Source organism: Mesorhizobium sp. M0678 (genome assembly GCF_040320505.1).
In the GTDB taxonomy this organism is placed as follows: domain Bacteria; phylum Pseudomonadota; class Alphaproteobacteria; order Rhizobiales; family Rhizobiaceae; genus Mesorhizobium.
Genome location: NZ_JAMYPT010000019.1, coordinates 90103 through 102377 on the forward strand (window position 1 = coordinate 90103; position 12275 = coordinate 102377).

Genomic DNA, 12275 nt, shown 5'->3' on the forward strand with positions numbered 1-12275 from the left:
AGCAAGAAGGGTGAGAGAGCCGACTGTGCAGGCACTCCCGATCAAGCGATTACTCGCCCTTCATGGCTTTCTGCCACTCGTTGAGGAACGCCAGCCGTGTCGTCTCGTCGAGACCTTCGAGCAGCTTGTCGTCGAGCGCGATCGGGTGAACGTTTTCACCGGCGGCGGCCTTTATGGACGCCAGCGTGGTTGCCCCTTCAACGTCATCACGAACGGCATAGAGCTTGATGTCGTCGGCGATCAGCTTCTGCGCGCGCGCCGACAGCAGATAGTCTACGAATAGCTTCGCAGCATTGGGATCCTGGGCTTCCGCCGGAATGACGGTGGCGCGGGTGGTCACCAGGACATAGTCCTTCGGGATTATCACACCGAGGTTCTCGTCCTTGGCCTGCTTGGCGAGGCCATATGAGCCGAAGATGCCATAGGCGATGGAATGTTCGCCAGACGTGACCTTCTCGATCATCGAGCCGGCGGAGCTGTAGAGCTTGATATGGGCCTTGCCAAAAGCCTTGTTAAGCGCCCAGGAATCGGTCCAGTTCTTGGCGTCCTGGTTGTAGAAATAGAAGCCGACACCGGATTTTTCCGGATCGTAGGACGCGATCTTGCCATCATATTCTGCGGTCTTCCCGGTCATCAGCTTGAGAAGATCGGCGTGGGTTGCGGGAACATCGCCTTCAGGCACGAGACGCTTGTTGTAGACGAAAGTCACCGGGTCGGCGGTGGTACCATAGACCATGTCCTTGTAGGACGCCCAGGCCGGAAGGTGGGCCGCCTCCACGGATTTGTATTCCTGCGCATAGCCGTCTGAGGCAAGTTTGATCTGCAGATCCGGAGCCGAAGACCATGCGACATCTGCCGTGCCTTGGCCCGAAGCGGTTTCGGCAATGACGCGATTGTAGAGTTCGGTGGAATTGAGGTCGGAATATTCGACGGCGATGCCGGGGAATGCTGCTTCGAAGTCCTTGAGCAAGGGCTGGACCAGCGCCGCGTCGGTCGTCGAATAGATGCTGAGGTGTCCTTCCGCGGTGGCGGCGGCCACCAGATCCTTGTAGTTGTCCGGATACCCGGCGGGGATCTCGGCAGCGGCGGCAAGCGTCGCGAAAGCGGCTGACAGCGAAAACGCGGCCATCATCGTCGCAAGACGATTTTTCATTAGGGTCTCCTCCAAGTTCGCCTAAATCGTACCTCCTCCAGGCACAAAAGGCGAGTATCATCCTGACCTGTCACCAACCTGTCACGGCGATGTCGAGGTTTGCTCAGCCGACTAGGCCCGATGGGTCGTGATCAGATTGTCGATGACAGCGGGATCGGCCACATCGACGTATTGCGGGATTGCTGAAATCTTGGGGCGGCATCCTACGCGTCACGGTCGCTGGCCCTGCGCATCGATCATGGACTTGCTCCAATCCTCGATGAAGCGGCGGCGCAACGCCTCGTCTTGTACGGCAAGTAACGCAGGGCCGATGCGTATGGCGCGCGCGATACCAGACTCCCCAAGTTTTTCCGGGCCGTCCGCTCCCTCAGGCAATTGCCCGTTCTCGGCAAAGAAGAAGGCGCTATCCCTGGCAACCTTCTGTCCCCGGGCCGACAGAAGGTAGTCGAGAAATCGTTTGGCAACGTCCATATTCGGCGCCGTCTTCGGAATGAGCGCGCCACGACTGAGTATCAGCGCATAGTCCCGCGGGACAACGACCCTCAAGTCGGAATTGCCCCTGGCCGCCGCGTAGGCGTATGACCCGATCATATTGTAGCCTATATATAGGCTCCCGTTTGCAACGTCCTGAAGGGTCTCCGCGGTGCAACAACGCACCACAGTTTCCGCTCGGCTCATGCTTTCCAGAAGCCGACCGTAGACCGCCGTCGTCTGCCGCGCATCACTGAACGCCAATAAGTAGCCGATGCCCGAAAGTCGGATGTCGAACGTTCCGACCCGTCCGCGATAAAAATCGATCCGCCGCCTGAGAAGATCGGCGAGTTCGATGTGGGTGCGCGGTACGTCGCCGGACGGCACGAGGCGGGCGTTATAGACGAAGACGGCCGGTTCGTAGGTAAAGCCGAATACCTCGTCGCGCCAGTTTGCCCAATTGGCGACATGCGCGGTTTCGGCCGACACGTGCGGCGCCGCGCAGCCGTCATTGGCGAGCTTCACAAGTTGGTCGACCGACGGAGACAACAAGATGTCGCCCAGCACCGCGTCCGTCCGACAGGCTTCACTGGCACTCCTTTGCAAGTCGTTGGTGACATATTCAACATAGTCGACTGCCACGTTGGGGAAAACGGACTGAAAATCCCGGATCAGTGGTTCCATTGCCGCCAGATCGGTCGCGGCGTGGATCGACAGTCGGTCCTTCTCCGGCTGAGACGAAGGGAAAAATGCGCTGCTTCCTTCAGCAGCTCTTGCCGCGTGACCGATGCATAAGACGACGGCAGCCATCAAACCGAATGTCGGCAATGTTCCCGTTATCATCCGGTCTTCTCCGTCGCGATGGGCAACGTCAAGGTGACGGTGAACCCTTGCGTGCCCTTCCCGCCATCCTTGCTTGTCTCGCGAAAGGTCAGCGCGCCACCGTGAGCCGCCGCAACCTCCGACGCGATGGCGAAACCAAGACCTGCGCTGCCGTCATGAGATTTGGACGTTTCGAAGCGCTGCGTAACCCGCTCCCACTCGCCCCGCGGAATGCCCGGTCCGTCATCTTCGACCTCGAGATGGGCACGTGTACCGTCGCTGCGTACTCTGACCTCAAGGCGCGACACCACTCCATGGCGCAAGGCATTGTCGATGATATTGACGATCGCTTCGCGAAGGCTGACGGCGTCCGCAAGCACGACCGGCTCGTCGTCAGGCGCCTCGAAGGAGACGATGATGTCCGGATCGATAGTTATCGGAACCGCCGCACGGAAAGCGCGCCGTGCGACATCTGCCAGATCATGCCGCTGAAGCTGCACGGAATCGGCACGATGGATGACCATGGCGTGGCTGAGCAACTGGTTGGTCAGGCGCGCAAGTTCGCTGGCGCGCTGCTGTACGCGATCGAGATGCTGGCGGCTCGACTTGTCCAGCTTGGCTTGACTCAACAGATCGAGCTGCGCCGTTAGCGCCGTCAGCGGCGTTCTGATCTGGTGCGCCGCGTCGGCGATGAAGCGCTGCAGGAGTTTCACGCGCTCGTCGAGCCGACTCATGAAATAATTGATGGAAGTAACGAAGGGCCGCAATTCTCTCGGTACGACGACCGTTACCGGCGTCAGGTCTTGTGGATCGCGACGGCGGAGCGTCGCTCCGAGATGCTTGACCGGTTGCAGAGAATAGCGAATAGCAATCATCGCTCCAGCTAAAGCCAATATGCTCATGACCGCCAGGAGGACGGTCGCCCTGAGAGTCAATTCACCCGCGAGCGCGCGGCGGGCTTCCGTGGTCTGCCCAACGATGACATGCGCCCAACCGGATACGGCTGGATCGGACAGTGCGCGCGCCACCACCGCAATCCGAACCGGTTCGCCGCGATAATGCGCCGATTCCAATACCGGGACATCGTGTATTGCGGCCAGATCAACTTCTGTTTGCAGATCGGCATAACCTGTCAGCGTCGCGCCGGAAGGGCCGATCACGCGATAGAAGATGCGATCGCGGCTGGCGAGGCCCAGAAGTTCAAAAGCTGATACCGGCAGGTTGATGATGAGCGAACCGGATTCAACCGTAAGGCTGTCTGCCATCTGGATGGCCGCACCAAGCAGAAGCCGGTCATAGGCGTCATCGGCGGCGGTACGTGCGTAGTACGACGCCGCACTCACCAGAAGAGCCGCACCCAGGCCCAGCACCAGCGAGATGCGGACCGCCAGGCGCGTGAAAAGGGAAGGCTCAGCCGGTATCATCGGAAGCCAGCTGATATCCCACGCCCCGCACGGTAACGATCTGCGCCTTGGCGCCTTCCAGCTTCTTGCGCAGCCGCCCGACATAAAGTTCGATCGCGTTCTGATTGGCCGGCTCGTCAAACCCGAAAAGCTGATCGATAAGTTCATCTTTGCTGAAGACGCGGCCTGGCCGCGACGCCAGTATCTCAAGCAACGTCATCTCGCGTCGTTTCAATTGCACCTCGCGCCTGCCTACTCGCACTGAGCGGCTGCCGCGGTCGAGCACGACATCGCCACACTGTACGATGTTGGTCGCCTCGCCGCTTTTCCGCCGGAGCAGAACACGGGCGCGCGCTTCCAATTCCCGGAAATCGAACGGTTTGACCAGATAGTCGTCGGCGCCGAGATCAAGCGCGCCAACGCGGTCCTCTATCTCGGAACGGGCCGTCAACATCAGAACCGGGGTCGTATTCCTTGCCTGCCGGAGCCGTCGAACGATTTCAAACCCGTCGAGGCTGGGCAGCATGACGTCGAGGATGACGAGATCGTAGCAGGTGAAATCGAGGATCTCTGCGGCAGCACGGCCGTCCGTCTCCCAATCGACTGCGTGGCCGATCGTTTCGAAGCGGCGGCTGATAGCCTCGCCAACGTCGCGCGTGTCTTCGACGAGGAGAATTCGCATGCCGGAGCATTTGCACGGAAGCAGCCGCCTATCAAGCGTCACCTCTTTGCGGAGAGGCGCTTGACATCATCTGCAGATCACGCGTTGGCTTCAGCCCTGTTACCGTCAGCAGTTCAAGCTATCCAATCATTTGAGCTTTGTCGACGGGCTGCGTGATGGCGTCTGCCTTCATGTGATCTGCGCATCCACGCCAAGAACGGGGCGCGTCGGTACATGACCCGCGCTGCAAGCCACGGCTGGACCACGCACTTTGCCGCATTCAACGTATTCGACCGCACCGTGATCAGTCGCTAGTAGATGCACCACCATCGCCATCAGGAGATTATGCTTCTGGCGATCGTGATGCTGATAGCGATTGCGCAATGCCATCATTTGCGCTTCAGAGACGTATCCAATTGCGTCATTAAGAGGATATCATGCCGACAGGCGATGGCAGTTTGAGCGACATTCTTGGAATCTTATCGGTTCTCCTACTCGTGGCCGCAAACGGCTTCTTTGTCGCCGCCGAGTTTTCCCTGGTCGCCGTGCGCCGAAGCCGAGTTGCCGAACTCGCTGCGGCTGGGCGGCTGAACGCGGCAGCGCTCCAGCGGGCCGTCGACAATCTCGATGCCAATCTGGCGGCGACCCAGCTCGGCATCACCATTTCATCGCTGGCGCTCGGCTGGATCGGCGAACCTGCTCTCGCGCATCTCGTCGAGCCTCTCTTGATCGGGCTGCTGGGGTCGTTGGCGACTGCGGGCTCACACACTGTCGCCGTCGCGATCGCTTTCATCATCATCACCGCGCTTCACATCGTGCTTGGCGAGCTCGCACCAAAGAGTCTGGCGCTCCAGCGCAGCGAAGACACTGCGCTCTGGGTCGTGCGTCCGCTCGGTCTGTTCCTCTTTCTGCTCAGGCCGGCGATTCTAATGCTGAATGGTCTCGGCAACCTCGTTCTGCGACTCTGCGGCCTGCGCCCGGGAACCGGTGAGGATTCATTGCACTCGCCAGACGAGCTGAAGCTTCTGATCTCGGCCAGTCAGGAAGGCGGGCTGTTGCAGCAGGCGCAGCGGGAGATGGTCGAGCGGGTCTTCAATATCGGCGAGCGCCGCATCAGTGACATCATGACGCCTCGGCCGGATATCGACTGGATCGACGTGAATGATGACCGAACCGAGATTCTTCGTACGATCCGCGATTGCCGCCATGAGCAGCTCCTTGTCGGCAAGGGCGGTATCGATGAACTGCTCGGCATGGTTCTGAAGAAGGACATGCTCGACCAGGTTCTTGACGGGCAGGTTCTCGATCCGATGGCGATCATCCGTGAGCCGCTCGTCGTTCATGAATCAACGCCGATTTTCAAAGTGCTGGAGCAGTTCAGGAAGGCGCCCGTCCGCATAGCAATGGTCCTCGACGAGTACGGAAGTCTGGAAGGAATTGTTACCCAGACCGATTTGCTCGAAGCCATCGCCGGCGACCTGCCCAACATCGAAGGCGAAGAGCCGGATATCGTCGAGCGTGAAGACGGCTCCCTTCTCGTGGATGGTATGATGTCGGCCCAGGACGCCTTCGATCGCCTTGGTTTTCGAGCACGGCCAACTGAAGGCGACTTCCATACGATCGCAGGATTTGCCCTGTTTCGACTAGGGCATCTGCCTGAGGTCGGGGAACATTTTGATTATGGCGGCTGGCACTTCGAGATCGTGGACATGGATGGCCGGCGGATCGACAAACTGCTCGCACGAAGGAACTCTCCCACGGGGCGGCAAGAAACATCGGAGGTAGATGGGCTCAGAACATAGGCCAATGAATGGGCCGCCATGGCCTCGTCGAGGTCGCCGGTGCCCGCGAACCAACTGTATCCTGCGTGATCCAACCTGACTGATGCTGATGCACCATCACCCGGTCGACGAAAGGCGAAAGCACCCGCACCACCCCCATGGCGTTGCCGGTCGCCTCGACAACGACCTCGTCCGTCCTGTTCAAGCTGCGGCCAAATCCCTCCAGTCCGGAGCGGGTCATGTCGACCCGTCCGTGATGGCGCAGCCGGCCATCTTCGCAGAAAACCACTTCCGCAAAGGTGCGGTGGATGTCCATTCCAATTACACGTCATTGGCCCCCTCTCTCCTTGAACAATCGGGAGCCGGCGGGCGACGCGACACCTACGGATCCGCGCTCTCGGCGCAACCGGGCAGGTCGCAGGGGCGGCCAGCTACTAACGCGAGCTCGCAGCTTATCGAATACATCGGCCTGCCCGCACTTGGCGTGCTCCCGGCGCCGCTGTCCCGGATGGTCACACATACGCTGAAAATCTCGCATCTCCAGCGGGGATCAGATGGCACCATCATGATCATACCGGTTACCGAGCGCCTCAACGGCGAGATCAAGCGGCGCACCGAGGTCATCGGCATCTTCCCAAATGATGACGCCATCGTCCGTCTGGTTGGCGCGATCCTGCTCGAGCAGAACGATGAATGGGCCGTGCAGCGGGCGAGATACATTACGCTGGAAACCATCAGCCAAATGAGCGATGATCCACTCATCAGCCTGCTGTGGCGCGCTGATCATTCCCGGCCCATGCCGGAAGCTGCGGCGACCAAGCCGTCAACTACACCACTCCCTGGGACACGATCCTGATGCGCTCACGCTTCAAGCCAAGACCGCAATCCAGATAGCGAGCCAATCATGAAATCCGAGACAGCAGCCACCGAAAGCGTTGAGCCGGCGCCTAAGGCTGTTCCATCGGGTTGGCGAGTGTTGATGACACGCGAACGTTGGACCGAAGTCGCTCGCATTATATTTACCGGCCTGATGGCCTTTCTGTACTGGCAAAAGCTGATTCCCATTCAAGCTTTGTGGGGGGCGGTTGCCATCGGTTTGTATCCGCTTGTCAAGACCGGCGCCGTTGACCTCGTAAAAGAGCGCAAGATCGGTACCGAGATATTCGTCACCATCGCTACGGTGGTAGCGCTGATCGGAGGCGAGACCGTCGCCGGCGCGGTCCTCATGGTGATCATTCTGATCGCAGAGTTCATTGCCGATTTGAATATGGATCGTGCGCGAGCCTCAATCAAAGACCTGATCGGCTCGGTGCCCCAAGTTGCGCTTGTGCGGGACGCAGGTGGCGAACGCATGGTCACGATCGAGAATTTGCGCGCGGGCGACGTTGTCTTGGTGCGGGCCGGCGAGAAGATCCCGGTCGATGGCACCGTCGTCGGTGGAGCGGCTTCGGTCAACGAAGCATCGATCACTGGAGAGAGCATTCCCAAGGACAAGAGCGATGGCGCCGATGTCTTTGCCGGAACCATCGTCGAATCCGGCGCCCTCGACATCGAGACCGAGAAGGTTGGTGCGGACACCACCTTTGCCCGCATCATCAGTCTGGTCGAGAATGCCGAAGCGGAACAGGCACCCGTCCAGAAACTGGCGGATAAGGTCGCGTCATGGCTGATCCCGGTCGTGCTGATCTTCCTCGTTGCGGTTTATCTTTATACCCGCGACGTTCGGATGATCGTCACTCTGCTGATTTTCACATCGCCTGCCGAACTCGGATTGGCGACTCCTCTGGTGATTATCGCAGCCATTGCGCGAGCCGCACGCAGTGGAATTCTAGTCAAGGGGGGCGTCTATCTGGAGTCTTTGGCCAAGGTCGACGTCCTGGTGTTCGACAAGACAGGCACCCTGACGGCGAACAAGCCCGAGGTTGTCGGCGTGGAGATGCAGGACGGCACGCTTTCGGAAGCTGATCTGCTCAGCCTTGCCGCCGCCGCCGATCGGCGCTCCGCTCACCCCTTGGCGAAAGCGGTCGTCAACTATGCCGCCCGGATGAAAATCGATGTCCCGGAACCGGAGCAGTACGAGCAGTTGCAGGCGCGCGGTGTGAAGGCGACGGTCTCCGGAGGCACCGTGCTGGTCGGGAATGCATCGTTGCTGCGCGAGGCCGGCGTGCCGCTTTCCGATGCGATCGAAAAGGGCGGACAGACGCCGGTTCACGTCGCGGTCGATGGGAAATTCGCGGGCGTGATTCTGATTGCCGACACATTGCGACCAGGTGCGCGCGAAGCGCTGGCAAAGCTCCGTGCGACCGGGGTCAAGCGCATGGTGATGGTGACGGGTGACAATGAGGCCACAGCGCGGACCATCGCCAAGGAACTCGGCGTGGATGAAGTGCGTGCCAATCTGATGCCGCAGGACAAGGTCGCCGCCATCGCCGAACTGCAAAAGCAGGGCCATCGCGTGGCGATGGTCGGCGACGGGATCAACGACGCGCCGGCGCTGGCACGCGCCGATGTCGGCATTGCGATGGGCGGCGGCGGCACGCAGGCGGCACTGGAAGCCGCCGACATTGCATTGATGAAGGATGATCTGGCAAAAATTGTCAGCGCGCGCGCAATTGCTCGACGTGCTTACCGGACAATTCAGGAAAATATTTTTGTCGGTGTCGGTGTTGTGCACGTTTTGGGCATTACCGCAGCGCTGATGGGCTGGATCGGTCCTATCCAGGCAGCGATTTTGCACTTGGGGCCAGATGTCCTGGTGTTCCTGAATTCGGCAAAACTGCTGCGCGTTCGAATCCAAGATGTTTAGCGCATCTCTTTGGAGCCTAAGGCGCTTGCAGTTCTTTGGACGACAAACGCGTCCAATTCGCATCGTCCACGAAACCGGGCAACCGCAACCAGAGTACGCTTACTGCTGTGGCGCTGGTGGCGGTGTGCCCCCAAACCACCCAGCCGCATACCCGATCACAAACAGCACCACGATCACGGCTGCCACACCGTACCAGAGGCGCCTGTCCGTGAAATTCATCGTTACCTCCAAATATCGCGCTGCGCCTGACGACCCAGCGATTTCTTCGATCCTTTGGTCGTCGTTTTCGTGACGAGCGACTCATCTGATCCCCTGACAGAGTAGGCCAAGTATGGCTTCCAGAGAAGCGCGTAGGCCTGTCTGCGGTGCCAAAGCCGCCGGCTGCAAGCGGCTCGCGGAGGAGCGAGCATCAGGAGGACGCTGGGATCGACCCGAGCTCCATCGGCTTCTTGGCGAGCTCGAAGAAGGCGATATCGTGGTTGTCCGGAAACTAGACCGACTGATGCGGTCACTCAAGGACCTGCTCCTTATCCTTGAGAAGATCGAGGCCGCCGGCGCCGGGTTCTGCTCACTGACCGAGGCAATCGGCACGACCACGACGGCAGGCCGCATGATGATGCGGATGCTCGGTTCCTTCGCCGAATTCGAGCGAGCCATCGTACGGGAACGCACCATGGCGGGGCTTCAAGCGGCCAGGAGCGCGGGCGAAAAGGTGGTCGTCGCCCAAAACTCACGTCCGATCAGCGCTCCGAAATCATCGGCATGCTGAATGATGGTCCACCCGCCGCCGAGATTGCTCGCATCTTCCGAGTTCATAGGGCCACTGTGAGACGTATCGGCGCTCAGACGAAAATGAATGTTCGCTGATTGTGGGTCCAATTGGCCGCTTTCGCAGCGACGTACGCACCGGCCCTCCTCGGACGCGTACCCCCGGCCTGCAGTTATTGGTATTGTACCAGATGCCTACGTGGTTGGTTCGGCGGAACACATCCTGGAGCAAAAGAATTCGAACCGAACTAGCCAAAGCGGTCATTCGATTCGTCCGATCGGATGACTGCTACTGGCGCACGTGGTCGGTTGGTGCGTTCAGACATCAGATTGCCTGATGAGGCTCGGGAAGGTCCGGCCGGGGTGGAAAACCGCCGTTCAGCGCCCTATGCGAGCACGAAATTCGGCAGTCGAATTGGTGCGTGGAAACGGTGCGGAAGGCAACTGTACACCGAGAAGGCACAAAGCGGCTCCCACCCTTCGGAGGCCTGATAAGTAAGAAGGCGTTCAGGTGGCAGCGTTGATTTCACGGAAGCGTTATGTGCTTCATAGACAGCGATTGCGTGATCACGGTTATCAAATCGACCGCCAAAGACAGTGTTTCCAACCACCGCCACACCACAGGACTGTGGATCATTGGTAGTAGCATCCATCGTGAGCCCTATTGTTTGCGCCATGCTGTCATACCAGGCTTCCGGGTCACGAACTGTCAGGATAACCTTTGCATCAGAGTAGCGGTCACTCACTTCGCGCCAAAAATGCGCCGTTGGCCAATCGACCGCGGAAAGATAGCCGGCATATGCCGCATCCCAGGTCGGGAGTTGTCCCTGTCCGGCGGCGCGCCACAGCGCCTTCTGCTCGGGATTGGCGTGGACATCTGCCATGTGATGACACGGCCCGAACCCAAGATGCTCCAACGCGAGCTTCAGCGAATATGTGCCAGTGCGACCCATGCCTGCGCCAATGACATATAGAGCCATGAGCACCCCCCGACGATTTCAATTGGTCAAAATACCGCTGTTTCCTTTACTTCGCTATTATCTTTGAAGGTTCAGCTCCGAATCGCCTCAAGCCGTAGCGCGCGAAGGTCAGTATTGGAGAAGCGCCGGGAATGGTGGCTCCTGGCGCCGCTGTGGCGAAAGACGCGTGCATCGACACCACTATCCGCTGACGCAGCGCTTGCTCCGGTCGATGACGTGGACGCCTTTCAGGGATGGGAGACAACCGACGGCGAGTTTCCGCCGGGAACGTGATCGCGGTGACCAAAGCCATCTTGAACGGCAAGGCCGTGCAGACCTGCTCCATCAGGCTGCTCGACGTCGACCGCGCGACATTCGAGCAGCGTGGACACAAGCTGGCAAGGCAAGGGGTTAGGCGCCGCGCTGTTGCAAGACGCCGTTCTGCGCACCGCGTTACGCCGCGACGATCCTCGGGATTCGCGGCCTTCTTGTTCATGCCATATCGGACGAAGCGAAAGCCTTCTACGAGCACTACGGCTTTGCGGCTTTCCCGAAAAATCCGATGACCCTTGTGCTCTCGCTAAGGCGCGTTGAAAGAGCGGGCCGAAACGTCTTGTTGTGCACAAGTTGGTAATCGCCTCGTAATCAAGCAGCCGGAAACAGCTTCCAGCGCCGCGGCCTGAATGCCACCCGGCTTTTCTGCGCCGCCGGATGGTCGACGGGCAGCTCGATCTCGACCCGCTGGCGCTCGCCGCCGATTTCGAGTTCCACCCGCCTGGTATCGGCAACGCGGCGGCTGGCGGCGACCGTGCCGGCGATGCAGCCATTGCATTCTTCCACCAGTTCGACATCGTGCGGACGGAAGAAAAGCGTCGCTTCGCCTTGCGGCGCCTGCGGCGCGGACAGCCCGATCGGGCGGTCGGCGATCCAGACCTGGCCGTCCTCGACCTTGACCGGGATCGAGCTCGATTCGCCGATAAAGCCATAGACGAAGGGCGAATTCGGTGTGTCGTAGATCTCGTCGGCGGTGCCGACCTGCTCGATGCGGCCCTGGCTCATCACCACGACGCGGTCGGCAAGCTCCAGCGCCTCTTCCTGGTCATGGGTGACGAAAACGGTGGTGTGGCCGGTCGTATCGTGGATGTCGCGCAGCCAGCGGCGCAGTTCGCGGCGCACCTGCGCATCGAGCGCGCCGAACGGTTCGTCGAGCAAAAGCACGGCCGGTTCGATCGCCATGGCGCGGGCTAGCGCCACGCGCTGGCGCTGGCCGCCCGAAAGCTGTGCCGGATAGCGTTTTTCCAGACCGGAAAGCTGAACGAGGTTGAGGAGTTCCGAGGCGCGGCGGCGGATTTCCTTCGCCGACGGGCGTGACGGCCCGTGCCGGACCTTGAGTCCGAAGCCGATATTGTCGGCGACCGTCATATGGCGAAACAGCGCGTAGTGCTGGAAGA

General features: G+C 60.1%; 12 protein-coding genes and 2 pseudogenes. 6 read left to right on the forward strand and 8 right to left on the reverse strand.

Going from position 1 to position 12275, the window contains the following annotated elements; all coding sequences use genetic code 11:
- Nucleotides 1-49: 49 nt before the first annotated feature.
- The 5 genes from NKI29_RS26115 to NKI29_RS26135 form a co-directional block, all read right to left on the reverse strand.
- Nucleotides 50-1153: an ABC transporter substrate-binding protein gene (locus tag NKI29_RS26115; RefSeq protein ID WP_352797741.1), complete on the reverse strand. Its 1104-nt coding sequence runs from the start codon at nt 1151-1153 to the stop codon at nt 50-52.
- Between the two features lie 210 nt (nt 1154-1363).
- A complete protein-coding gene (locus tag NKI29_RS26120; RefSeq protein WP_352797743.1) occupies nt 1364-2467 on the reverse strand; it encodes an ABC transporter substrate-binding protein in 1104 nt (367 codons plus the stop codon).
- The gene (locus NKI29_RS26125; protein WP_352797746.1) at nt 2464-3870 is read right to left on the reverse strand and encodes a sensor histidine kinase; all 1407 of its coding nucleotides are present in this window, start codon (nt 3868-3870) and stop codon (nt 2464-2466) included. Before NKI29_RS26125 ends, NKI29_RS26120 begins: the two co-directional genes overlap by 4 nt.
- Nucleotides 3857-4531 (reverse strand): response regulator transcription factor, encoded by a 675-nt coding sequence (locus tag NKI29_RS26130; RefSeq protein WP_023722098.1) that lies wholly within the window; start codon nt 4529-4531, stop codon nt 3857-3859. Before NKI29_RS26130 ends, NKI29_RS26125 begins: the two co-directional genes overlap by 14 nt.
- A 168-nt stretch (nt 4532-4699) precedes the next feature.
- A complete protein-coding gene (locus NKI29_RS26135; RefSeq protein WP_352797749.1) occupies nt 4700-4903 on the reverse strand; it encodes a hypothetical protein in 204 nt (67 codons plus the stop codon).
- 44 nt (nt 4904-4947) lie between these two features.
- Here NKI29_RS26135 and NKI29_RS26140 point away from each other — a divergent pair, with 44 nt between their 5' ends.
- Entirely contained in the window at nt 4948-6312 is a 1365-nt protein-coding gene (locus NKI29_RS26140) for a hemolysin family protein (RefSeq protein ID WP_352797751.1), read from the forward strand.
- A gap of 91 nt (nt 6313-6403) precedes the next feature.
- Here NKI29_RS26140 and NKI29_RS33525 read toward each other — a convergent pair.
- Nucleotides 6404-6607, reverse strand: a pseudogene (locus NKI29_RS33525) (IS110 family RNA-guided transposase); the annotation flags it as partial.
- A 192-nt stretch (nt 6608-6799) separates the two neighbouring features.
- On the opposite strand from NKI29_RS33525, the gene NKI29_RS26145 reads away from it, so the two are divergent.
- The 4 genes from NKI29_RS26145 to NKI29_RS33530 all read left to right on the forward strand — a co-directional run bounded on the left by NKI29_RS26145 (nt 6800) and on the right by NKI29_RS33530 (nt 9964).
- Nucleotides 6800-7147 carry a transposase gene (locus NKI29_RS26145; RefSeq protein ID WP_502894647.1) on the forward strand — a complete coding sequence of 116 codons (348 nt, stop codon included), beginning with the start codon at nt 6800-6802 and terminating at the stop codon, nt 7145-7147.
- A gap of 123 nt (nt 7148-7270) precedes the next feature.
- A complete protein-coding gene (locus NKI29_RS26150) occupies nt 7271-9097 on the forward strand; it encodes a heavy metal translocating P-type ATPase (RefSeq protein ID WP_352797753.1) in 1827 nt (608 codons plus the stop codon).
- A gap of 331 nt (nt 9098-9428) precedes the next feature.
- The gene (locus tag NKI29_RS26155; RefSeq protein WP_502894646.1) at nt 9429-9866 is read left to right on the forward strand and encodes a recombinase family protein; all 438 of its coding nucleotides are present in this window, start codon (nt 9429-9431) and stop codon (nt 9864-9866) included.
- The gene (locus NKI29_RS33530; protein WP_352693738.1) at nt 9860-9964 is read left to right on the forward strand and encodes a hypothetical protein; all 105 of its coding nucleotides are present in this window, start codon (nt 9860-9862) and stop codon (nt 9962-9964) included. Before NKI29_RS26155 ends, NKI29_RS33530 begins: the two co-directional genes overlap by 7 nt.
- A gap of 287 nt (nt 9965-10251) precedes the next feature.
- On the opposite strand, the gene NKI29_RS26160 is transcribed toward NKI29_RS33530, so the two are convergent.
- Nucleotides 10252-10845 (reverse strand): sulfotransferase family protein, encoded by a 594-nt coding sequence (locus NKI29_RS26160; protein WP_352797756.1) that lies wholly within the window; start codon nt 10843-10845, stop codon nt 10252-10254.
- Nucleotides 10846-11205: 360 nt separating this feature from the next.
- Between NKI29_RS26160 and NKI29_RS26165 the strand changes: the two are divergent.
- Nucleotides 11206-11458, forward strand: a pseudogene (locus NKI29_RS26165) (GNAT family N-acetyltransferase); the annotation flags it as partial.
- A gap of 11 nt (nt 11459-11469) precedes the next feature.
- Here NKI29_RS26165 and NKI29_RS26170 read toward each other — a convergent pair.
- Nucleotides 11470-12275, reverse strand: an 806-nt coding sequence (locus NKI29_RS26170; protein ID WP_352797758.1) for a sulfate/molybdate ABC transporter ATP-binding protein, incomplete at its 5' end; no start/stop codon positions are given.